At 72.1% G+C, this 22,471-nt stretch carries 22 protein-coding genes; 13 read left to right on the top strand and 9 right to left on the bottom strand.

Translation table 11 applies throughout. The features are described 5' to 3' along the window. Window positions 1–81 precede the first annotated feature (81 nt). Entirely contained in the window at window positions 82–2,184 is a 2,103-nt protein-coding gene (locus NUV38_RS08550) for a glycosyltransferase family 4 protein (RefSeq protein WP_257728723.1), read from the top strand. A gap of 11 nt (window positions 2,185–2,195) precedes the next feature. Here the strand turns inward: NUV38_RS08550 and wecB are convergent, their stop codons facing one another. Then, on the bottom strand, window positions 2,196–3,281 hold the full coding sequence (wecB, locus tag NUV38_RS08545; RefSeq protein ID WP_257728722.1) for a non-hydrolyzing UDP-N-acetylglucosamine 2-epimerase: 1,086 nt from the start codon (window positions 3,279–3,281) through the stop codon (window positions 2,196–2,198). 119 nt (window positions 3,282–3,400) lie between these two features. Here wecB and NUV38_RS08540 point away from each other — a divergent pair, with 119 nt between their 5' ends. Continuing rightward, window positions 3,401–5,608 carry a glycosyltransferase family A protein gene (locus tag NUV38_RS08540; RefSeq protein WP_257728721.1) on the top strand — a complete coding sequence of 736 codons (2,208 nt, stop codon included), beginning with the start codon at window positions 3,401–3,403 and terminating at the stop codon, window positions 5,606–5,608. 5 nt (window positions 5,609–5,613) lie between these two features. Next, complete coding sequence (locus NUV38_RS08535; protein WP_257728720.1) at window positions 5,614–5,874, top strand: hypothetical protein; 261 nt, start codon at window positions 5,614–5,616, stop codon at window positions 5,872–5,874. Here NUV38_RS08535 and NUV38_RS08530 read toward each other — a convergent pair. The 7 genes from NUV38_RS08530 to NUV38_RS08500 all read right to left on the bottom strand — a co-directional run bounded on the left by NUV38_RS08530 (window position 5,871) and on the right by NUV38_RS08500 (window position 12,827). Then, window positions 5,871–6,659 (bottom strand): exodeoxyribonuclease III, encoded by a 789-nt coding sequence (locus NUV38_RS08530; RefSeq protein WP_257728719.1) that lies wholly within the window; start codon window positions 6,657–6,659, stop codon window positions 5,871–5,873. The two genes, NUV38_RS08535 and NUV38_RS08530, sit on opposite strands and share 4 nt — an antisense overlap. 101 nt (window positions 6,660–6,760) lie before the next feature. Beyond that, the gene (mnhG, locus tag NUV38_RS08525) at window positions 6,761–7,090 is read right to left on the bottom strand and encodes a monovalent cation/H(+) antiporter subunit G (protein ID WP_257728718.1); all 330 of its coding nucleotides are present in this window, start codon (window positions 7,088–7,090) and stop codon (window positions 6,761–6,763) included. Beyond that, a complete protein-coding gene (locus tag NUV38_RS08520) occupies window positions 7,087–7,365 on the bottom strand; it encodes a monovalent cation/H+ antiporter complex subunit F (RefSeq protein ID WP_257728717.1) in 279 nt (92 codons plus the stop codon). Before NUV38_RS08520 ends, mnhG begins: the two co-directional genes overlap by 4 nt. Further along, window positions 7,362–7,892 carry a Na+/H+ antiporter subunit E gene (locus tag NUV38_RS08515; RefSeq protein ID WP_257728716.1) on the bottom strand — a complete coding sequence of 177 codons (531 nt, stop codon included), beginning with the start codon at window positions 7,890–7,892 and terminating at the stop codon, window positions 7,362–7,364. Before NUV38_RS08515 ends, NUV38_RS08520 begins: the two co-directional genes overlap by 4 nt. After that, window positions 7,892–9,499, bottom strand: a complete 1,608-nt coding sequence (locus tag NUV38_RS08510; protein WP_257728715.1) for a Na+/H+ antiporter subunit D — start codon at window positions 9,497–9,499, stop codon at window positions 7,892–7,894. The genes NUV38_RS08515 and NUV38_RS08510 overlap by 1 nt, the downstream gene beginning before the upstream one ends. Beyond that, window positions 9,496–9,915, bottom strand: a complete 420-nt coding sequence (locus tag NUV38_RS08505; protein WP_257728714.1) for a Na(+)/H(+) antiporter subunit C — start codon at window positions 9,913–9,915, stop codon at window positions 9,496–9,498. Before NUV38_RS08505 ends, NUV38_RS08510 begins: the two co-directional genes overlap by 4 nt. After that, window positions 9,912–12,827, bottom strand: coding sequence for a Na+/H+ antiporter subunit A (locus tag NUV38_RS08500; RefSeq protein WP_257728713.1), 2,916 nt, complete (start codon window positions 12,825–12,827; stop codon window positions 9,912–9,914). The genes NUV38_RS08505 and NUV38_RS08500 overlap by 4 nt, the downstream gene beginning before the upstream one ends. 304 nt (window positions 12,828–13,131) lie before the next feature. Here NUV38_RS08500 and NUV38_RS08495 point away from each other — a divergent pair, with 304 nt between their 5' ends. The 10 genes from NUV38_RS08495 (at window position 13,132) to NUV38_RS08450 (ending at window position 21,300) form a co-directional block, all read left to right on the top strand. Further along, window positions 13,132–14,184: a zinc-dependent metalloprotease gene (locus NUV38_RS08495; RefSeq protein WP_257728712.1), complete on the top strand. Its 1,053-nt coding sequence runs from the start codon at window positions 13,132–13,134 to the stop codon at window positions 14,182–14,184. A gap of 22 nt (window positions 14,185–14,206) precedes the next feature. Next, window positions 14,207–15,154: a tRNA lysidine(34) synthetase TilS gene (tilS, locus tag NUV38_RS08490; RefSeq protein WP_257728711.1), complete on the top strand. Its 948-nt coding sequence runs from the start codon at window positions 14,207–14,209 to the stop codon at window positions 15,152–15,154. A gap of 60 nt (window positions 15,155–15,214) precedes the next feature. Then, complete coding sequence (gene hpt, locus NUV38_RS08485) at window positions 15,215–15,766, top strand: hypoxanthine phosphoribosyltransferase (protein WP_374626620.1); 552 nt, start codon at window positions 15,215–15,217, stop codon at window positions 15,764–15,766. 162 nt (window positions 15,767–15,928) lie between these two features. Continuing rightward, a complete protein-coding gene (gene ftsH, locus NUV38_RS08480) occupies window positions 15,929–17,944 on the top strand; it encodes an ATP-dependent zinc metalloprotease FtsH (protein WP_257728709.1) in 2,016 nt (671 codons plus the stop codon). Between the two features lie 13 nt (window positions 17,945–17,957). Then, window positions 17,958–18,533: a GTP cyclohydrolase I FolE gene (folE, locus tag NUV38_RS08475; RefSeq protein ID WP_257728708.1), complete on the top strand. Its 576-nt coding sequence runs from the start codon at window positions 17,958–17,960 to the stop codon at window positions 18,531–18,533. Window positions 18,534–18,546: 13 nt separating this feature from the next. After that, window positions 18,547–19,422 (top strand): dihydropteroate synthase, encoded by an 876-nt coding sequence (gene folP, locus NUV38_RS08470; protein ID WP_257728707.1) that lies wholly within the window; start codon window positions 18,547–18,549, stop codon window positions 19,420–19,422. Further along, a complete protein-coding gene (locus tag NUV38_RS08465) occupies window positions 19,412–19,861 on the top strand; it encodes a nuclear transport factor 2 family protein (protein ID WP_257728706.1) in 450 nt (149 codons plus the stop codon). The genes folP and NUV38_RS08465 overlap by 11 nt, the downstream gene beginning before the upstream one ends. Window positions 19,862–19,874: 13 nt before the next feature. Beyond that, window positions 19,875–20,252 carry a dihydroneopterin aldolase gene (gene folB, locus NUV38_RS08460; RefSeq protein ID WP_257728705.1) on the top strand — a complete coding sequence of 126 codons (378 nt, stop codon included), beginning with the start codon at window positions 19,875–19,877 and terminating at the stop codon, window positions 20,250–20,252. Beyond that, a complete protein-coding gene (folK, locus tag NUV38_RS08455; protein WP_257728704.1) occupies window positions 20,249–20,812 on the top strand; it encodes a 2-amino-4-hydroxy-6-hydroxymethyldihydropteridine diphosphokinase in 564 nt (187 codons plus the stop codon). The genes folB and folK overlap by 4 nt, the downstream gene beginning before the upstream one ends. Beyond that, window positions 20,812–21,300 carry a DUF3180 domain-containing protein gene (locus NUV38_RS08450; RefSeq protein ID WP_257728703.1) on the top strand — a complete coding sequence of 163 codons (489 nt, stop codon included), beginning with the start codon at window positions 20,812–20,814 and terminating at the stop codon, window positions 21,298–21,300. Before folK ends, NUV38_RS08450 begins: the two co-directional genes overlap by 1 nt. Window positions 21,301–21,431: 131 nt before the next feature. On the opposite strand, the gene NUV38_RS08445 is transcribed toward NUV38_RS08450, so the two are convergent. Beyond that, the coding region (locus NUV38_RS08445; RefSeq protein WP_257728702.1) for a DUF885 domain-containing protein at window positions 21,432–22,471 on the bottom strand (1,040 nt) is incomplete at its 5' end.

The raw sequence follows: 22,471 nt of genomic DNA, 5'->3' as shown, positions 1-22,471 counted from the left end.
CCTGGGGTCGGCGTGTTCGCCGCCCGGCAGGTGGACGGTAGACTCGAGACCGGTCCCGCGCCCGCCACTGGAAGGTCCCCCGTGCCCCTCGCCGTGCGATCGTCGCTCGTCCGTGCCCGTCTCGCCAGGCCCGTCGCCCGGGTGCTGGACGGCACCCAAGGTCCCGACGCCGTCGTCGCCGCGGCTGGGCGTGGTCCGCGAGCCCGCCGCGCCGTGCTCACGGAGCTGAGACGCCGGGTCCTCGCCGAACCCGCGCTCGAGGCGCTTCGTCGAGCGGAGCCGGTCCTTCACCAGGTGGGAGGTGGCGAGGCGGTGCTGCGCGAGCTGCGCACCGCGGTGGCAGACGCGCACCCACGTCTCGCCTACCCGCTCGCCGAGCACCTCCGTGGTCTGCTCGACACCGATCGCACGATCGTGACGGCCGAGATCCTCGAGCGACTCAAGGCGCGAGACGACTTCACCGGCACGTCCCTCGACCCCGTGATCGAGGGCGTGCTGCTCCCCGTCAAGCGCGAGATCGTGCTCGCCATGATGCCGTGGCTGCGTGACCACGCCGCGCACCAGGGCGACATCGACGTCGCGCGCCTCCTGGCCGTGGTCGAGCACCTCACCGACGAGTCCCTCGATCCCCTCGATGTCCTCGTCGGTGTCCAGGACGACGCCGATGCCCTGCTGCTGCTGCGCATCGCCATCGCGGTCCACAGCGCCGAGGTGGTCCAGTCGCTCCTGCGCTCACGCGGAGCGGACGGGCTGCGGCCCCGTCAGCTCTCGCGTGCCGCGGCGCTCCTCTGGCGGCTCGGCGACGTCGAGCTCGCCGTCGACTGCGCACAACAGCTCGTCGACGACACCGGGAACATCGGCAAACGCGCCCGCCTCATCGTGGCAGAGCGGGACTCGTTCGCGATGATGGACACCGACTGGCGTCCTCCTGCGGCCGCGCCCCGCAGTGCGACCGCGACGCCGCGCAAGGTCGTGCACGCCATCCAGAATTCCCTACCGCACCGTGTGACGGGCTCGGCCAACCGCACTCACGGCCTGCTGTCGGGCCTGGTGAGGCACGGCTACGAGATCGATGCGCTCACGCCTCCCGGGTTCCCGTTGAACGACGTCACGTCCGGCGCTCGAGCCGAGCTCGCCGCCCAGCACGAGATCGATGGTGTGCGCTACCACCACCTTCTCGAGCACGACGAGGCCATGCCCGTCTACCCGCTGCAGGACTACATCACGTCGTACTCGTCGAGCCTGCGCGACCTCGCGGAGCGCCGCGGTGCGTCGCTCATCCATTCGGCGAGCAACGCCTACAACGCGCTTGCTGCCTCAGTGGCGGCGCGTTCGCTCGGACTCCCGCACATCTACGAGGTCCGAGGACTCAACGAGGAGGGGCGGCGCTCGCTCATCCCGGAGTACGAGTTCACGCCGCAGTACCGCTTCGCCAAGCACATCGAGACCTTGGCCGCGCAGGAGGCCGACCACGTCATCGCCATTACCGAGGGTCTGCGTGACACGCTCGTCGAGCGAGGGATTCCCGCGGACAAGATCGAGGTCGTGCCCAACGGTGTCGACACGTCACGGTTCTCGCCCCTGGAGCGTGACCCCGACCTCGAGGCCCGCTACGGGCTCGAGGGGAAGACGGTGATCGGCTACATCGGCTCGCTCAACTGGTACGAGGGGCTGCCGCTCCTGCTGGAGGCAGTCAGTCGCATCCGCGACGACCACCCGGACCTGAGGGTCATGATCGTCGGTGGCGGTAGCGAGGCCTCACGACTCGAGGAGGCGCGATCCGAGCTCGGTCTGGAGGACATCGTCCTGCTCCTCGGCAAGATCCCGTTCGACCAGGTCGAGGCGCACTACTCCTTGGTCGACATCGCGCCGATCACGCGGCTGTCCTCTCCGGTGACGGAGATCGTCTCGCCCCTGAAGCCCTTCGAGGCGCTGGCGATGGGCAAGCCGCTCGTCACGTCCGACGTGGCCGTGCTGAAGGAGTTCGTGAACGGCACGAACGGGCTGCTGTTCCGCAAGGACGACGTGGAGTCCCTCGCCGAGGTCCTTGATCGTGTGGCGGGTGACGCGGCTCTGCGCGCCTCGCTCGCCGAGGAGGGTCGCCGCTGGGTGATCGCGAACCGCGACTGGGACGTCCTCTCCGGACGGGTCACGGCACTGTACGAACGTCTCGGCGCGAGCTGAGGCCGCTCCTCTCAGCGGTCGCGAAGCCAGCCGTCGATCACGCGCGCGATGCGCTCGCCGGCCCGGCCGTCCCAGAGCGGCGGCGTGCCGCGGTCCTCGTCGCCCCCGGCGAGGACCCGCTCGAGCGCCGGGACCACCGTGTCGAGCGTGACAAGCTCGTTGGTGCCGTGCGTGATGGTCACGGGTCGCTCGGTGTTGGGACGCAGAGTGAGGCACGGGACGCCCAGGATCGTCGTCTCCTCCTGGACGCCGCCGGAGTCGGTGACCACGGCGCGAGCGCCACGGACGAGGCTCATGAACTCCACGTAGCCGAGTGGGTCCGTGATCGTGACGTTCGGGTGCTCGTCGAGGCCGGCAGCCACGAGACGGGCGCGACCTCGGGGGTGCAGGGGGATGAAGAGGGCAAGTCGATCGGCCACCTGGTGGAGTCGCTCCACGATGATGCTGACCAGGTCCGGATCGTCGACGTTGGCCGGACGGTGCAGCGTCGCCACCGCGTAGTCGGACTCGATGCTCCACTCGGTGCGGGCGGCATCGGCGTCGAAGGCCTCGAGGTTGGCGAGCAGGGTGTCGATCATCGGGTTGCCCACCAGGTGGACGCGCCCGGCGTCCACCCCCTCGGTGCCCAGGTGGGAGTTCGCGTCGGGGCTGGTGGTGAAGAGCAGGTCGGCGAGAGCGTCGGTGACGACCCGGTTGACCTCCTCGGGCATGGTGCGGTCGAAGCTGCGCAGGCCGGCTTCGACGTGCGCGACGGGCAGGTGGAGCTTCGCGGCCACGAGCGAGGCCGCGACCGTCGAGTTGACGTCGCCGTAGACCACGACGAGACGCGGCTGCCGCTCCAGGAAGAGCTGCTCGAGCGCCACCATCACCTTGGCCGTCTGCTCGGCGTGGCTCCCGGACCCGACACCGAGGTTGACGTCGGGCTGGGGCAGGGACAGCTGGCGGAAGAAGACGTCGGACATCGCGTCGTCGTAGTGCTGTCCGGTGTGCACGAGGAGCTGCGGGACGCCGCGCCGCGCGAGTGCCGCGATGACCGGCGCGGCCTTCGGGAAGTTCGGGCGCGCGCCGGTGATGTGGACGACAGGTGACGTGGTCACGGGGTGCTGCTCCTCGTTCGGGGACCGGGTGCTGCCACCCTAACGAGTGACACGCGGGCCCCCGCGCCGCTCCCTGTAGCGTGGCGGTGCCCGTGTCGGTGCCCGCCGAGGAGGAACAGGTGCACGAGGACGTCTCTGCGGTCGATGCTCGAGTGCTCGCCCAGCTCGCACGCACCACCTCGCCGGGTGCGCTGGCCCGCGCTGCGCTGCGCCGTGACCTCGTCGGCGCCGATGCCGTCCTCGAGGTGCTCGGCGACGACCCTGACGCGCTTGTCAACCGGGCACTCCTGGCCTTCGGCGGGGTCTCGGCCGACCTCCGGGCCGGCCTCGAGCTCTTCGTCCGTGCCTTGGCCGCCCCTGGTGCGGGTGCGGGCATCGAGCACCTCGACCTCGCCCTGCAGGCGGCTGTCGTGCTCGGCGACGACACCCGGGCACGCGTGCTCCTGGCCGAATCGGGAGTGGACCCGTGGGTGGCATGGGCTGCCGAGGTCGACCTGACCGCCGGGCACGACGGGTGGCTCGAGCGGCTTAGCTCTCCCTTCGTCGACGCCGGTCTGGAGCCGGTGGGGGTCGCAGCGGGTGACGGATCGCCCTTCGACCGACTGACGTCCGTCGTTCCCGACGTCGTGGAGGACGGCCCGTTGGTCAGCGTGGTCGTGTCGGTGTTCCGCCCCGGCCCGAGCTTCGAGCCAGCGGTCCAGTCGCTGCTGGCCCAGACCTGGCGTCCCCTCGAGGTGCTGCTCGTCGACGACGCCAACGACCCGGCCGACGCCGCGCGCATCCTCGATCTCGCCGCCACCGACGACCGCATCCGCATCCTGCGGCAGGACGTCAATGGCGGCACCTACCGGGGCCGAAACCGCGCGCTGCGGGAGGCGAGGGGGGAGTTCTTCGGCTTCCAGGACGCCGATGACTGGATGCACCCGCGTCGCCTGGAGCGTCAGGTCCGTGAGCTCGAGGCGCACGAGCACCTCGTGGCCGTCTCCTCACGCGCCGTGCGCTTGCACGAGGACCTGCGGATCACCAGGGTGGGCGCGCCGCCCTTCACTCTCAACCTGCCGTCGTTGCTCGTGCGCCGAGAGCCGGTCCTGCGCCGTCTTGGCGGCTTCGACCCGGTCCGGAAGGCCGCCGACCTGGAGTTCGTCCGTCGGCTGGAGACCGTCTTCGGGTCCGAGGCAGCCCGGACGCTCGAGGAGCCGCTCACGCTCTACCAGCTGAGCCACGGCTCGCTCTCGCGAGCGGACTTCCGGTTGTCGTGGCACCACCCCTCGCGCCACGCCTACCACAGCGGCTTCTCGCGTTGGCACCGTCGATCATCGGCGCGCGACCTGCGGCTGAACCCCGACGGTCCGCGACCGTTCGCCGCTCCGGCACACCTCGGAGGACCCGAGGCCGACCAGCGGGTTGCCGTGGCGGTGTGGGCGGACCTGCGCGAGCGTGGCCCCGGCGGACGCTTCGCCGTCGAGCTCGCGTCGCTCGCCCGGACGGTCGACCGCGTCGGGGTGCTGGGCGGTGAGCCCGCTCGGCGCTCGTCACGACGGCGCGAGGAGCCGGCCGACCGCGTGCTCGACCTGGTCGACCGCGGTGTGGTCGCGTGGCTCGACCCGACGAGGGAGTGCTCGGCGGACGTCCTCGTGGTGCGGGACCCCGAGCTGCTGGTGCTACCACCCTCACGGGAGGCCTGGCACGTTCGCGCCGATCGTGTGGTGCTGGCGGCCGAAAGGGCGCCGGAGTCCGACGACGGGCCGCTGTTCGATCCGACCGACGTCGAGCGCGCGGCGCAGCTCCTCACCGGCGCCTCCGAGGTGCAGTGGTGGGCAGCCGATGTCGACGTCGTCGCCGGGCTCTCGGCGTGGGGGGTGGAGGTCACGGGTCCGGTCGGACGCTGGGAGGTCCTCGGGCCGGTCCGGTCGCCGCAGCCGGTGCCCGGGGCGACAGTCGTCGGCCTGCTCGACGATCTCACGGGGTGCACGGGTGCAGGCACCCGCCCACGAGCGCCGCACGGTGTGGATGCGCGTGTGCTGGGCCGAGGCAGGGGTGGCGGTTGGGTGCCGATCGACGATCGCCGTGTGGGGCGTCGCGCGTTCTCGCGAACCTGCGACGTGGTGCTGGTCCCTCAGGACTGGCCCCGACCCGATCGCGACGCCGCCTGGCTCGACGTGCTAGAGGAGGGGGCTGTGCCGGTGCTCTCGCTGGAGCGGGAGAGGGTGCAGGCGTTGCACGACCCCGCCGAGCGGGATCGGCGTCGTCGGTCGCTGCTCGCCGAGGCCGCACGCGACTACGATGCCGCGTGGGCCCGACGCCTCCCCGAACTTCTGCGACGATGAGCGGCATGGACGTGCTCTCGCCCCGCCCGCTCGCCCTCGTCACCGCCGTCCTCGTGACGGTGGGCGTGGTTCCCCTCGCCTGGGGCTGGACGACGCCGGCCCTCGCCGTCGTCGTCGTGCTGGCCGGCGCGGCAGTCGTGGTGCCCGCTCTGCTGCATGCGCGCCTGCGTGCGGCGGTCGCGGCTGCGGAGACCTCGCGCTCGCGCGACGTGGCCCGTCTCCTCACCGACCTGGCTCGTCTGGAAGCCCGCCGCGAGCTCGACTAAGCCAGGTCGACGACCACGGGGGCATGGTCGCTGGCGCCCTTGCCCTTGCGCTCCTCACGGTCGATGAACGCACCCTCGACACGAGCGGCCAGAGCGGGGGAGCCGAGCACGAAGTCGATGCGCATGCCGCGCTTCTTCGGGAACGCGAGCTGCTGGTAGTCCCAGTACGTGTAGGTGCCGGGTCCGGGGGCGTGCGGGCGGACGACGTCGCTGAAGCCGGTGTCGACGAAGCTCGCGAACGCGGCACGCTCGGGTGCCGACACGTGGGTCTTGCCGTCGAAGGCCGCCATGTCCCACACGTCGTCGTCCTGGGGGGCGATGTTCCAGTCGCCGGTGAGCGCGATCTGCGCATCGGGGTCGGCGGCCAGCCAGCCGGCGGCGTCGGCGCGGAGACGGTCGAGCCACTCGAGCTTGTACGTGAAGTGCTCGTGCTCGAGGTCGCGGCCGTTGGGGACGTACAGGCTCCACATCCGCACGCCACCGCACGTGGCGCCCACGGCACGCGGCTCGACCACGGCGGGGTCGCCGAACGTCGGCTGGTCGGCGAACGAGGTGGCCACGTCGTCGAGGCCCACCCGCGACAGCAGCGCCACGCCGTTCCACTGGTTGAGGCCCACGTGCACGTACTCGTAGCCCATCGAGCTGAGCTCGAGCGCGGGGAACTGGTCCTCGCGGCACTTGGTCTCCTGGATGGCCAGCACGTCGACGTCGTGGCGTTCCAGGAAGGCGGTCACGCGGTCGACACGGCTGCGGATCGAGTTGACGTTCCAGGTGGCGATGCGCACGCCCCGAACCTACCAACGCTGCTCCAGTCCTCCGTCTCGGACACGTACGGGGCGCCTCGACCCGGCGATGTGCCCGGACGTGTCCGAGACGGGAGGACTGGTCAGTCGAGGTCGTTGCGCTCGAGGCGGGACGTGTCGGCCACGCCCGTGCGGAAGGCGGCACGCGCCACCATGTGCGCCGAGACGGGTGCGGTGAGGAGCTGGAACAGGCCCACCAGGGCGATGATCGTGAGCGCGCCGGGATCGCGGACCCGCAGGGCCAGGCCGGCCAGCACGAGGAGCAGACCGAGCGTCTGCGGCTTGGTCGCGGCGTGCATGCGCGTCAGCACGTCGGGGAACCGCACGAGACCGATCGCGGCCACGAGGGCCAGCGCGCTGCCGAGCACCAGCAGGGCGCCGGACACCAGGTCGACCAGCAGGTCGGTGGTCATCGGTCCTCCCGGGGTGCATCGATGTCGCGGGCGGCGAACCGGGAGATGCTGACCGATCCGAGGAACCCGACGAGGGCCAGCGCCAGCAGCACCGGGGCGGTGTCGGTGTGCCCGGAGATCGCGGCCTCCACCCCGACGGCGGACAGGCAGGCCGCCACGAACACGTCGGCCGCGACGGTGCGGTCGAGCATGGTGGGTCCGCGCACGATGCGGACCAGGCACAGCACCCCGGTGGCGGCGAGCATCGTGGCGCACACGACGGCGACGACGGTCACGAGACGACCTCCTGCGTGGCTCGTCGGTAGGCCTCCCGCTCGTCGTGCGGGGCCCAGGCCTCGACCACTCGGCGCTCCTGCTCGTGGACCGCCGCCACCGCTCGCTCGACCCGGTCGGGGGAGCGGGCGTCGAGCACGTGGACGAACAGCGCGGGCGCCTCCGGGTCGAGCTCCACCAGCAGCGAGCCGGGCACGAGCGAGACCAGCTCGGCCGTGGCCGTGATCAGCAGCTCCGAGCGGGTCACCATGGGCACCCGGACGACGGCGCTGGGCGGTGGGGCGGCCGGGCGGACCGCGAGCCACGCCACCTGGACCGAGGCCCGGAGGAGGTCGCCGGCGAAGCGGACTGCGAGCGTGAACGTGGGCCACGGCCGCACCGTCCAGCGCCACGGCGCGCGAGGGAAGGGGAAGAGCAGGAGCACCGCCACGCTCGTGAGGAGCCCGCCCACCACCAACGTCGGGGTGATCGCGCCCCACAGCAGCAGCCAGACGACGGTGAGGCCCAGGACGACCCGTGCTCGAGGCATCAGCGACCACCGCCCAGCACCGCGTCGACGTACGGGGTGCGCTGCAGCAGCTCCACGGCAGCGGCATCGGTCACCTGGAACAGCGGACCCGCGAACACCGTGAGGGAGACCGTGGCCAGCACGAGCGCCAGCGTGGGCAGACCCATGCTGAGCGGAAGCCTCTGCTGCTCGGCCAGGCGCTGCCAGGACGACGTCGTCCGGGTGCGCGTGGTGACGTCGCCGCCTCCGTGCAGGGCGCCGTGCGACCAGACGTCGGAGCCGTCGTCGACCACGGACTGGGCCAGGTCGTCGTCGACCGGCTGCCAGAAGGCGCGGTTCCAGACCTTCGCGATGGCGTAGAGGGTGAGCAGGCTGACCGCGACGCTCGCCGCGACGGCTGTCACCGCGAGCCAGTCGCCCGCCTCGATCCCGGCCCGACCGAGCGCCACCTTGCCGAGGAAGCCCGAGAAGGGTGGGATGCCGGCCAGGTTCATCGCCGGCACGAAGAACGCGACCGACAGGATCGGGGCCAGGCGGGCCAGACCCCCCAGCCGGTCGAGGTTGGTGGTGCCGGTGCGGTACTCGACGAGTCCGGCCAGCAGGAACAGCGCCGTCTGCACCAGGATGTGGTGCGCGATGTAGAAGACCGCTCCGGACAGTGCCAGCTCCGTGCCGAGCGCCACGCCGAGCAGCATGTACCCGATGTGGCTGACGAGCGTGAACGACAGGATGCGCTTGATGTCGGTCTGGGCGACCGCGCCGAGGATGCCCACGACCATCGTGAGGATCGCCGCGACCAGCAGCAACGTCCGCAACGAGTCGTCGGGGAACAGCAGCGTCTGCGTGCGCACGATCGCGTACACGCCCACCTTGGTGAGCAGCCCGGCGAACACGGCGGTCACCGGGGCGGGCGCGGTGGGGTAGGAGTCCGGGAGCCAGGCCGACAGCGGGAACACCGCGGCCTTGATGCAGAAGACGGTGAGCAGCAGCAGCTGGAGCAGGTGCGCGACGGCGGGGTCCACGTCGCCCAGACGCTGCGAGAGCAGCGCGAAGTTGACCGTGCCGGTGGCGGCGTACACGCACGCGATGGCGACGAGGAACACCACCGACGACAGCAGGCTCACCACGATGTAGACCGTGCCGGCCCGGATGCGGGCCTCGGTGCCACCGAGGGTGATGAGCACGTAGCTGGCCGCCAGCAGCACCTCGAAGCCGACGAACAGGTTGAACAGGTCGGCGGAGAGGAACGCGTTCGAGACGCCCGCGCTCAGCACCAGGTAGGTGGGGTGGAACACCGAGAGCGGGGTGTCGCGGCCGTACTCGACGATGCCCTGGCCGAAGGAGTACAGCAGCACCACCAGGGTCACGAACGACGAGACCAGCAGCATGAGAGCCGAGAGTCGGTCGGCCACGAGGGAGATGCCGATCTCCGGCCCCCACCCCGCCAGCGTGAGCGACTGCGGGCCCTGGGTGTCGGCGCGCACCAGCAGCGTCGCGGCGGTCGCCACGACGGCCGTCAGCACCACCACGCTGACGATCCGCTGGGCCCGGGCCGAGCGGCCCAGCACCAGGCACAGGCCGGCGCCGAGCAGGGGGAGCAGCACGGGCAGGACGACGAGCTGGGTCACGAGTCGGCCCCTTCCTCGTCGGGGACGTCGGTCTCGGGCTCGTCGAACGACCCGGACACGTCGTCGGCCTCGGCGCGGCGCCGGACCAGGTCGTCCTCGACGTCGTCCTGCACGTCGTCGCTGCCCGACAGCTGCCAGGAGCGGTAGGCCAGCGCCAGCCCGAACGCGCTGACGCCGAGGGTGATGACGATCGCCGTGAGCGCCATGGCCTGGGGCAGGGGGTCGGTGATGTCCTCGCGGCCGACGATGGGCGGTGCGCCGCTGGGGCCGGACGCCACGAGGAACAACAGGTTCACGCCGTTGCCCACCATGACGAAGCCGACGAGGATCCGGCTCAGGCTGCGCTCGAGCATGAGCGTGGTGCCGCAGCCGACGAGCACCGCGATGGCGATGACGAGGGCGAGGTCGACGGTCATCGCTCGGCCACCCCCTCGGCCGAGGTGCTCGTGCACTCCTCGCCCAGGCCCGAGTCCGTGTGGCCTTCCTCGCCGTGGCGGTCGATGCCGCCACCGAGGCTGCGCAGCACGTCGAGGGCCAGGCCCACGACCACCAGGTAGACCCCGACGTCGAAGGCCACCGAGGTGACGACGTGCACGTCGCCCAGCAGGGGCACGGGGATGTCGAACACCCCGCTCTGGAAGGTGTTGGCGCCCACGAGCAGCGGCACCAGTCCCGACGCGGCGGCGACGGCCAGCCCCGAGCCGAGTACCACGCCGGCGTCGACGGGGGCGGCGGCGTCGAGCTCGCGCCGTCCACCCGCGAGGTACCGGACCGCGAGCGCCAGGCCCGCGACGAGGCCACCGGCGAAGCCGCCGCCGGGCGTGTAGTGACCGGTGAACATGAGGTAGACGGAGAAGATCATCAGCACGGGGAACACGGCGCGCGCCACGACCTCGAACATCACGGAGCGCCGCCCGATCTCGAGGGCTGCCGCCCCGGGCAGCCAGTCGGCGCGGTCGTCGTCGAGCCCGGGCCGGGCGCGTCGGGTCTCCCGGTGCGACTGCGCGCGGTCGGTGATGAGGAAGATCAGGCTCGCGATGCCCGTGGCGGCGACCACCAGCACGGCCAGCTCGCCGAAGGTGTCCCACACGCGGATGTCGACGAGCGTGATGTTGACGATGTTCTCGCCACCGCCGAAGTCGTAGGCCGGGCCCTCGAAGTCCCGGCCGACGGGTGCGGCCGTCCGGGCGTTGGCCGCGACGACCGCGTAGGCGGCGACGGCCACGCCCGCGCTGGCACCGATCGCGATGCGCACCCGGCGGGCCGCCGTGAACGGCCGGTCGGAGAAGAACGGCCCGAAGCGGCGCAGCACGAGGACGAACGTCACGAGGGCGAACGTCTCGACCAGCACCTGGGTGAGGGCCAGGTCGGGCGCGCCGTGCAGCACGAACAGCAGCGCGGTCCCGTACCCCGTGATGCCGAGCAGCAGCACGGCCCGCAGGCGTCGTCGCGACCGCACCGTCAGGAGCGCGGCGCCGCACACGAGCGCGGCCGTGGCGATGCGCAGCGCGTCGTCGGGCTCGAAGACGCCACCGTCGCCGACCGAGATCGACGGCGTTCCCCAGGCGCGCACGGCCGCACTGCCCGGGAGCAGGACGAGCACCACCAGCACGACGCCGAGGTAGACGGGCAGGGAGCCGCGCTGGGTGAAGCCGGTGACCTCGACGCTCGCGCGGTCGACGCCGCGGACGACGGCGTGGTAGCTGCGCTCGGCGTCGGGCAGGTGCAGCCGCCGCACGAGCGTCTCCTGCAGGTGCGCGACGGGTCGGCGGAGCAGCCAGAGCGCGAGGCCGCCGACGACGGCGGCGACCGACAGCCACAGCGCCGGGGTGAATCCGTGCCAGAGGGTCAGGACGGGCTCGTGGGCGCCGGCGCCGAACGTCTCGGCGTAGGACTCGATCCGCGGCGTCAGGAGGGGGCCGGCCACCCCGCCGACGATCGTGAGGACGGACAGGATCACGGGGGAGGCCTGGAACCAGGGTCCCGGTGCCGCGACGTCGGTGGGGGCCACGTCCTTGGTGCCGAATGTGCCCCACACGAACCGTGCCGTGTACGCCACCGTGAGGACCGACCCGACCACCAGCCCCACCAGGGCGACCGTGCCCCACGCGCCGATGCCCGCGTCGTCGCCGAGGTCGACGAACGCCGCGAGCGCGGCCTCCTTCGCCGTGAACCCGAGCAGCGGAGGCAGCCCGGCCATCGACGCCGCGGCCACGAGCGTGACGACGAGCAGGACGGGCATGGAGCGCGCGAGTCCGCTGAGCTCGCGCAGGTCGCGCGTGCCGGTGCTGCGGTCGACGATGCCGACCACGAGGAAGAGGGTGGACTTGAACAGCGCGTGCCCGAGCACGAGCGAGAGACCGGCGAACGCGGCCGACCGGGTGCCGGCCCCGGCCACCGCGACCAGGAAGCCGAGCTGGCTCACGGTGCCGTAGGCGAGCAGCAGCTTGACGTCGTGCTGGCGCAGGGCGCGCAGCCCGCCGATGATCATCGTCACGATGCCGAGGGTGAGCAGCACGGGCCGCCAGCCGGGGGTGTCGGCGAACGCGGGGGCCAGCAGCAGCACGAGGAACACGCCGGCCTTCACCATGGCCGCCGCGTGGAGGTAGGCGCTCACCGGCGTGGGCGCCGCCATGGCTCCCGGGAGCCAGAAGTGGAACGGGACGAGGGCGGACTTGCTGAGCGCTCCGACGAGCAGCAGGGCCACCGCGGCCGTGACGGCCGGCCCCGAGGGCGGGTCGGCGACGATCTCGCTGAGCCGGGCCGTCCCGGTCTGGGCGTGCAGCACGAACAGGCCCACGAGCATCGCGAGTCCGCCGAACGTGGTCACGAGCAGGGCGTTCATGGCCGCCCGACGGTTGGCCCGTCGTTCGGGGTTGTGCCCGATCAGCAGGTACGACAGGACCGTCGTGAGCTCCCAGAACACGAACAGCACGTACATGTTGTCGGACAGGACCAGTCCGAGCATCGAGCCGGCGAAGGCGGTCAGCACGCCCGAGAACCGCCAGATCTCGGGATCGCCCTGGCGGAAGTACCAGCCGCAGTAGAGCAGCACGAGGGCGCCGACGCCGGTGACCACCAGCGACATCAGCGCCGTGAGGGGGTCGATCAGCAGGTCGACGTCGACACCGAGCGAGGGGATCCAGCTCCAGCGCTCGACGACGGGTCCGCTCGCGCCCGACGTCACGTCGAGCGCGCGCGGCAGCAGGTACGCGAAGGATGCGGCCGGCACGAGGGCCAGCACGACGAAGGCGCGACGGTCGAGGAACCTGACCAGGAGAGGGGCTCCCGCCGCGGCGACGAGGTGCAGCGCGAGGAGCCCGATCATTCTGGCCTCACCCTATCGGGAGGTCCCGCATGGCGGCACGCCGTACGGTGGCTGCATGAGCGAGCGCCAGCGAGTGAACCACCGGGATCTCATGCCGCGCGGCTCGAACTCCGTGCTCTTCTCGACGAGGGGCGGGGCATGAGCGAGCGCCAGCGAGTGAAGCATCGGGATCTCATGCCGCGCGGCTCGTACTCTGTGCTCTTCTCGACGAGGGGCGCGGCATGAGCGAGCGCCAGCGAGTGAACGACCGGGATCTCATGCCGCGCGGCTCGTACTCTGTGCTCTTCTCGACGAGGGGTGCGGCATGATCGATTGGGGCGTCGCGCAGACGACGGCGACGAAGCTGTCACGTCCGGGGCCCGACCTGTCGCCGGCGGAGGCCGACGACGTCGTGGGCGAGCTGCGCGAGGCCGCAGCCCGGTCCACGGGCCCGGTCCGCGAGTTCTCCGACCTCCACGCGCCGGACACCGTGCAGGCACAGGCGCCGGTGCTCGTGGTCGACCGGCCCCGCTGGATCGAGGCGAACCTCGGCACCTTCGAGGTGCTCATGGACCCGGTCGTGGCCCGCATCGAGGCAGGGCGGCCGCGCAGCGGTCTGGCCCACGCCGTGGGCAGCCGGGTGAGCGGTGCGGAGATCGGTGGGCTGGTGGCGCTGCTGTCGGGCAAGGTGCTGGGCCAGTTCGACCCGTTCTGGACCGGGCCGCGCGGCGAGGGTGGCCGGCTCCTGCTCGTCGCGCCGAACATCGTCCACGTGGAGCGCTCGCTCGACGTCGACCCGCACGACTTCCGGCTGTGGGTGTGCCTGCACGAGGAGACCCACCGGGTGCAGTTCACGGCCGTGCCGTGGATGCGCGACCACCTCCGCGGCCTCATCGACGAGCTCACCGCTGCCACGGACCTCGACTCCGAGGCCGTGCAGCGCTTCCTCACCGAGGGCGTCGGCGAGCTGGTCAAGGTGCTGCGCGGCACCTCGGACGCCTCGCTCGCCGAGCTGTTCCAGAACGACCGGCAGAAGGCCGTCGTCGACCGGATCACCGGCGTCATGTCGCTGCTCGAGGGCCACGCCGACGTCGTCATGGACGGTGTGGGACCCGACGTGATCCCGTCGGTGGCCACGATCCGTCGACGGTTCGACCAGCGACGTCAGGGCGGCGGAGGGCTCGACCGGGTCCTGCGACGTCTGCTGGGCCTGGAGTCCAAGATGCGCCAGTACCGCGACGGCGCCGTGTTCGTCCGCGAGGTCAACGAGAAGGTCGGGCTGGCGGGCTTCAACGCGGTGTGGGAGAGCCCCGAGAACCTGCCCGACCGCGCCGAGATCCTCGACCCCGCCGCCTGGGTGGCGCGGGTCCACGGCTGAGCGTCGGGCCGGGAGGCGCGGCGTGAGGCTGCTCGGCGCGGAGGCCCGCGGGCGGGCGGGGGTGCGCGACGTCCTCGCCGACGTCGCACCGGACGCGCCGGTCGTGCTCGGGGTCTCCGGCGGCGCCGACTCGCTCGCGCTGGCGGTGTGCGCCGCGTTCGTGGCCGACCGTGACGACCGACGGGTGCGCGTCGTGGTGGTCGACCACGGCCTCCAGGACGGGTCGGACCGCGTGGCCGACCGCGCGGTGGAGCAGGTGCGCTCGCTCGGCCTGCCCGGCGACGCGGTTCGTGTGCAGGTGGGGACCGTCGGCGGGCCCGAGGCCGCGGCGCGTGCGGCGCGCCGGGCCGCGCTCGTCGAGGTCGCGGGCCAGGACGGCGTGGTGCTGCTGGCGCACACCCTCGACGACCAGGCCGAGACGGTGCTGCTCGGACTGGGCCGGGGCTCGGGGCCGCGCTCGCTCGCCGGCATGGCAGCGCGCGACGGGCGTTGGCGTCGGCCGTTCCTCGGTCTGCGCCGGTCCGACACCGAGGCGGTGTGCCGCGCCCACGACCTTGTCTGGTGGACCGACCCGCACAACGCCGATCCCGCGTTCCGCCGTGCCCGGCTGCGCCACGAGGTGCTCCCCCTGCTCGACGACGTGCTGGGCTCGGGGGTGCCGGAGGCGCTCGCTCGCACCGCCGACCAGCTGCGTCACGACACGACGCTGCTCGACGAGCTGGCGGGCCAGGTCGAGGACGCCGCCGACGTCGCGACACTCGTGGCCCTCCCACCTGCGCTGCGGTCCCGGGTGCTCCGCCGACTCGCACTCGAGGCCGGCGCCGCCCCCGGGGAGCTCGGTGCGGTCCACCTCGCCGCGCTCGACCGCCTCGTCACCGACTGGCACGGCCAGGACCGGGTCGAGCTGCCCGGTCGGGTGGCGCTGACGCGGACGGCGGGCCGCCTCCACCGCATCGACGGCGGTCCCTGATCCGATCGGGGCGGTCCTCGTCCAGGGCGAGGGGTGCTGTGGCAGGCTGAGTCCGTGGACATCCAGCACGTCGAGTCCGACCTCGACCTCGACCAGACCCTGTTCACCGAGGAGCAGATCGTCGCGCGGCTGCGCGAGATCGCGCGCCAGGTCGAGACGGACTACGCGGGTCGTGACCTGCTCCTGGTCGGCGTGCTCAAGGGCGCCGTCATGGTGATGGCCGACCTCGCGCGCAGCTTCGACCGCCACGTCGAGATGGACTGGATGGCGGTCTCGTCCTACGGCTCCGGCACCACCTCGTCCGGCGTGGTCCGCATCCTCAAGGACCTCGACACCGACATCTCCGGCCGCGACGTCCTCATCGTCGAGGACATCATCGACACCGGCCTCACGCTGTCGTGGCTCGTGACCAACCTGCGCTCGCGTGGTCCGGCCTCGGTCGAGATCGCGACGCTCCTGCGCAAGCCCGACGCCCTGCAGATGGACGTCGACGTCAAGTACGTCGGCTTCGACATCCCCAACGCGTTCGTCGTGGGCTACGGCCTGGACTACTCCGAGCGGTACCGGAACCTGCGCAGCATCGGGACGCTGGCGCCCCACGTGTACTCCTGAGGGCACGTCCGGATCCACCGGGAACGTCACGGTTCGCGTGAGCGTTCTGCCAGTACGGGATCGGCGGGTCGGACTTCGTCCTGACGTGTACGGTTCCTGTGTCGGCGGCGAGGGCCGCCGATCGAGCACACGAGGAGGAGTGGGCCGCACCGGCCCGTGTCCATGAACGCCAAGCGCCTGTTCCGCGGTCCCTGGGTCTGGATCGTCCTCATCCTCGTCCTCGTCGTCGTCACCCTGCAGTTCTCCGGGCGTGCCGACGGCTTCAAGGAGGTCCGCACGGCCACCATGGTCGGCTACCTCGACGACGGCAAGATCTCGGAGATGACCTTCACGGAGGGCGACCAGGAGATCACGGCGACCCTCGACGACGGCACCAAGGTGCGGGCCAAGTACCTCGCCGGCCAGGGTGACCGGCTGGTCGAGAAGGCCGAGGCCGAGGTCGTCGACAAGAAGCTCAAGACGTTCGACGTCAAGGTCCCCACCGCGGGCTTCCTCAGCTACCTCGCGACGGCCATCCTGCCGCTGCTGCTGCTCGTCGGGCTCTTCCTGTTCATCATGACCCGCTTCCAGGGCGGCGGCGGTGGCGTCATGAAGTTCGCCAAGTCGCGCGCGAAGCTCATCACGAAGGACACCCCGCAGACCACGTTCGCCGACGTCGCGGGCTGCGACGAGGCCATCGAGGAGCTCGGCGAGATCAAGGAGTTCCTGTCGGAGCCGGCCAAGTTCCAGGCCGTCGGCGCCAAGATCCCCAAGGGTGTGCTGCTCTACGGACCGCCCGGCACCGGCAAGACGCTGCTGGCCCGCGCCGTGGCCGGTGAGGCCGGCGTGCCGTTCTACTCCATCTCCGGCTCCGACTTCGTCGAGATGTTCGTGGGCGTCGGCGCCAGCCGCGTGCGCGACCTGTTCGAGCAGGCCAAGGAGAACGCCCCGGCCATCGTCTTCATCGACGAGATCGACGCGGTCGGACGCCACCGCGGCACCGGCATGGGCGGCGGCCACGACGAGCGCGAGCAGACCCTCAACCAGCTGCTCGTCGAGATGGACGGCTTCGACGTGCGCGGCGGCGTCATCCTCATCGCGGCCACCAACCGGCCCGACGTGCTCGACCCGGCCCTGCTGCGTCCCGGCCGCTTCGACCGCCAGATCGGCGTGGAGGCACCCGACCTCAAGGGTCGCGAGACGATCCTCAAGGTGCACGCCCGCGGCAAGCCGATCGGCCCCGACGTCGACCTCGAGAGCGTGGCCCGACGCACCCCCGGCTTCAGCGGCGCCGACCTCGCCAACGTGCTCAACGAGGCCGCCCTGCTCACGGCGCGCAACAGCGACAAGGTCATCACCGACGAGGCGCTCGACGAGGCCATCGACCGCGTCATGGCCGGTCCGCAGAAGCGCACGCGCCTGATGAACGAGAACGAGCGGCTGGTCACGGCCTACCACGAGGGCGGACATGCCCTCGTCGCTGCGGCGCTCCCGCAGAGCGACCCGGTGCACAAGATCACGATCCTGCCCCGTGGGCGCGCGCTCGGCTACACGATGGTGCTGCCCGACGAGGACAAGTACAGCCAGACGCGTGCCGAGCTGCAGGACAAGCTGGCCTACATGCTCGGTGGCCGCGCGGCGGAGGAGCTGGTCTTCCACGACCCGACCACCGGTGCGGGCAACGACATCGAGAAGGCCACGGGCCTGGCGCGGGCCATGGTCACCCAGTACGGCATGAGCGAGCGCGTCGGCGCCATCAAGCTGGGCAGCGACAACAGCCAGCCCTTCCTCGGGGGTGGCATGGGCATGGGCCACACCCGCGACTACTCCGAGCGGGTGGCCGCCGTGGTCGACGAGGAGGTCTCCTCGCTGATCGCCCACGCGCACCAGGAGGCGTTCGACATCCTCGCGGAGAACCGCGACGTGCTCGACTCCCTCGTGCTGGAGCTCATGGAGAAGGAGACGCTCGACAAGCGCGAGGTCGCCCTCATCTTCGAGCCGCTGCGCCGGCGCGAGGTGCGTCCGGCCTGGACCGGCTCGGACTCGCGGCAGCCGTCGGACCAGCCCCCGGTCGAGGCGCCGGAGGCCGCGCGACTCAAGGAGCCCGAGACCGAGGGCATCGTCGTGGGCCCGGACACCGGCCCCGACGCGCCGCCGCCGGACGATCCGACGCCGCAGGGCCCCGTCGGGCCGGCGTGAGGACGAGGACAGCATGAGCGTCGACGTCGAGCGCGCCGCAGCGGCGGTGCGCGAGCTGCTGATCGCCGTCGGGGAGGACCCCGACCGCGACGGCCTGAAGGAGACTCCGGACCGCGTGGCCCGGTCGTACGCCGAGCTGTTGGCCGGCCTCGACCAGGACCCGCGTGAGGTCCTCACGGCCACCTTCGACGTCGGCCACGACGAGCTGGTGCTCGTGAAGGACATCGAGCTGTGGTCGATGTGCGAGCACCACCTGGTGCCGTTCACCGGGGTCGCCCACGTGGGCTACATCCCGCGCGCCGACGGGTTCGTCACCGGTCTGTCCAAGCTGGCCCGGCTCGTCGACGTCTTCGCCCGGCGCCCCCAGGTGCAGGAGCGGCTCACCACCCAGATCGCCGACGCCCTGATCGAGGTGCTGGAGCCGCGTGGCGTGATCGTCGTGATCGAGGCCGAGCACCTGTGCATGACCATGCGCGGCGTGCGCAAGGGCGGCGCCCGGACGGTCACGAGCGCCGTGCGCGGACAGCTGCGCGACCCCGCCACCCGGGCCGAGGCGATGGGGCTCATCACGAGCGGTGGCGCTCGGTGACCGGGGTCTGCTGATGGGGCTCGCACCCGCTCAGGTGCTGGAGCCCATCGGGCGGTGCAGGGTCATGGGCGTCGTCAACGTCACGCCCGACTCGTTCTCCGACGGTGGCCGATGGTTCGACCTCGACCGTGCGGTCCGGCACGGGCGTGAGCTCGCCGAGGCCGGCGCCGACCTCGTGGACGTGGGTGGTGAGTCCACGCGCCCCGGCGCGGTCCGCGTCGACCTCGACGAGGAGCTGCGTCGCGTCGTGCCCGTCGTGCGCGCGCTGGCCGCCGACGGCGTGGCCGTCTCGGTCGACACGATGCGTGCCGACGTGGCCGAGGCGGCGCTCGATGCCGGTGCCGTCCTGGTGAACGACGTGTCCGGCGGCCGCGCCGACGCCCGCATGGTGCCGCTGGCCGCGGAGCGCGACGTCCCGCTGGTGCTCATGCACTGGCGCGGCCACGCCGACCGGATGCAGGACCTCACCCACTACGACGACGTCGTCGCCGACGTGGTCGCCGAGCTCTCCGAGCGGGTCGAGGAGGCCCTGGCCGCAGGGGTCGACCGGTCCCGCCTCGTGGTCGACCCCGGTCTCGGCTTCTCCAAGACCGGCGGCCAGAACTGGACCGTCCTCGCCGCGCTCTCCGCCTTCACCGCGCTGGGGCTCCCGATGCTCGTGGCAGCCAGCCGCAAGCGCTTCCTCGGTGAGCTCCTCGCCGGCGCCGACGGCACGCTGCGGCCCACGGAGGGTCGGGAGGCGGCCACCGTCGCCCTGTCCACGCTGGCCGCGCAGGCCGGCGCCTGGGCCGTGCGGGTGCACGAGGTGGCCGCGTCCGCCGACGCCGTGCGCGTGGTCGCGCGGATCACCCAGGAGCCTGTCCCAGGGGGTGGCGACCATGGCCGCTGACGTGCTGTCGCGTCACCGGGCGTTCTACGACGCGGTCGAGTCCGGCGACCTCGACCTCATGAGCTCGCTGTGGGTGGACTCGCCCAGCGCCTTCTGCGTGCACCCCGGCGCCGAGGCCATCGAGGGCACCGACGCGGTGCTGCGCTCGTGGGCGCTCGTCATGGCGAACGTGGAGTACATCCAGTTCTTCCTCACCGACGTCCAGGTGTCCTGGCCGCTGGGCTCCGACGCGGACCTGGCGCTCGTCACGTGCACCGAGAACATCCTCTCCGGGGAGGGCACCGAGTCGCCGGAGCAGTTCTCCGGCGGCAAGGCGATCTGCACGTCGGTGCTCGTCCGGTCCGGTGGCGTCTGGCGACTGTGGTCGCGGCACGCCTCCCCGGTGCTCGACATCGACCCGGAGGCTCCCGAGGAGCCCGGCATGACGGAACAGCCCTGATGGAGGAGCACTGATGGCATGTCCTGACGGTCTCGACCGCATCGACCTGAGCGGCGTGACGGCCTTCGGCCACCACGGCGTGCTCGAGCACGAACGCCGGTTCGGCCAGACGTTCGTCGTCGACGTGAGCCTCGGCATCGACCTCGGTCCGGCCGGCTCGAGCGACGACCTGACGGCGACCGTCAACTACGCAGAGGTCGCCGAGATGGTCCAGGACGTGGTCACCGGGGACCCGGTGGACCTGATTGAGTCCCTCGCCCTCCGTATGGTGGACTGGTGCCTGGCACGACCGTCCGTGGAATGGGCGAGCGTGACCGTGCACAAGCCCCAAGCGCCCATCGCGGTGACGTTCTCCGACGTCAGCGTGACGATAGAGCGGAGCCACCAGTGACCGAATCGCCCACGCCGTACGAGCTGGACGCCGACACCATGACGGGTGGCATGCGTCCCATCCGCCAGGCCGTCATCGCGATCGGGTCGAACCTGGGTGACCGGCTGAACCGTCTCCAGGGGGCGGTCTCCGCCCTCGAGGACACCCCCGAGGTGCAGGTCGTGACCGTGTCGTCGGTCTACGAGACCGAGCCGGTCGGCACGCCCGACGGATCGGGTGCCTTCCTCAACGCCGTCGTGCTCCTCGACACGACCCTCACGGTGCACACGCTGCTCGACCGGGCCCACGCGATCGAGGACGCCTTCGGTCGCGAGCGCTCCGAGCCGGGCGCCCCGCGCACCCTCGACGTCGACCTGGTCGTCGTCGGCGACCGGATCGCCGACGACGAGACCCTCACGCTGCCGCACCCGCGGGCGCACGAGCGTGGCTTCGTGCTCGTCCCGTGGCTCGAGATCGACCCCGAGGGCGAGATCCCCGGCAAGGGATTCGTGGCCGACCTCGTCGGCGACGTCGACACGACCGGCGTCGTCCGGCGAGAGGACCTCGAGATCCTTCTGTGATGCGCGCCGGGCGGACGACCGCCGTCCACGTCGCCGCCCTGGTCGCCGTCGGGCTGCTGCTGGGATCGGTCGTCCGGCCCGTCTCGCTGCGTCTCGGCGCGTCGCCGCCGCGGCCCGGCTGGCTGGTGGCCGTGCTGCTCCTGGCCCTGGCCGCCCTCGTGGCCGCGATCGCCTGGAGCACCTGGCAGAGCCTGCACCAGCGCAAGCAGCGCATGACGTCGCAGCACGCGGTCACCCTCCTGGCCATGGCGAAGGCGTGCAGCATCGTCGGAGCGCTCTCGGTGGGGGCCTACGGCGGCTTCGCGCTCTCCTTCGTGCGTGACTGGGACACGATGTTCGGCCAGGACCGGGTGCTGCAGGGCGGCCTCGCCTCCGTCGCCGGCCTCCTGCTGCTCGTCGCAGCGCTCCTGCTCGAGCGGACCCTGCACGTGCCCCAGCCCGACGACGAGGACGACGACGCCCCTCCCGGCGCCGCGACGGCGGCATAGCGCCGCAGGGACGCCGGTTCGCCGAACCCCTCCGGGGCGGCCCCGCCCCACCCATCGGTGGATCCTCAACTGAAGCGCGCGTCCTGATGTTGCGGATCCACCGATGACGGGGACGTGCGGGTCGGGCCGGCTCAGACCAGCGCGGCGCGCAGCGTGTCGAGCCCGACGGAGCCGAGGCTCAGCGCCCGACGGTGGAACTCCTTGAGATCGGGCCCGTGCTCACGGACCCAGGCGTCGCGCACCTGCTCCCAGATGCGCTGACCCACCTTGTAGCTGGGCGCCTGGCCCGGCCAGCCGAGGTAGCGGTTCACCTCGAAGCGCACGAACGGGGCGTTCATGTTCACGTGCTCGGCCATGAAGGCGAACGCGTGATCGGCGGTCCAGGGACCGTCGCCGTCGGGGCGGGGCAGCTCGAGGTGCACCCCGAGGTCGAGGACCACCCGGGCCGCCCGCATGCGCTGGCCGTCGAGCATGCCGAGGCGGTCGGCAGGGGAGTCGAGGTAGCCCAGGTCGGCCATGAGGCGCTCGGCGTACAGCGCCCAGCCCTCGCCGTGCCCGGAGGTCCACAGGGCGCCGCGCCGCCACGCGTTCAGCTCGGCGGCGTTCCACACGGCGTAGCCGCACTGGAGGTGGTGGCCGGGCACGCCCTCGTGGTAGACGGTGGTCAGCTCGCGCCAGGTGTCGAACTCCGTGACACCCTCCGGCACGCTCCACCACATGCGCCCCGGGCGGGCGAAGTCGTCGCTCGGCGGCGTGTAGTAGATGCCGCCCTCCTGCGTGGGCGCGATGCGGCACTCGAGCGAGCGCATGATGTCGGGCACGTCGAAGTGGGTGCGCCCCAGCTCCTCGACGGCGCGGTCGCTCGTCTCCTGCATCCAGGCCTGCAGGGCGTCGGTGCCCACCAGGCGGTGCTCGGGGGAGGACTCGAGGTGCGCGACGGCCTCGGCCACGGAGGCCCCGGGCAGGACCTGCTGCGCGACGGCCTCCTGCTCGCGGACCATGCGGTCGAGCTCCTCGAGCCCCCAGTCGTACGTCTCGTCCAGGTCGACGGCCGCGCCCAGGAAGCCGCGCGAGGCGAGGGCGTACCGGTCGCGGCCGCAGGCGTCGCGCTCGCGGGCCGCCGGGGCCAGCTCGTCGGCCAGGAAGGTCGCCAGCTCGGCGTACGCGGCCC

Origin of the sequence: Aeromicrobium sp. 50.2.37, assembly GCF_024655735.1 — a bacterium.
In the GTDB taxonomy this organism is placed as follows: domain Bacteria; phylum Actinomycetota; class Actinomycetes; order Propionibacteriales; family Nocardioidaceae; genus Aeromicrobium.
The sequence above is the reverse complement of the archived record's forward strand: the minus strand, read 5'-3'. Positions and strand labels throughout refer to the sequence as shown.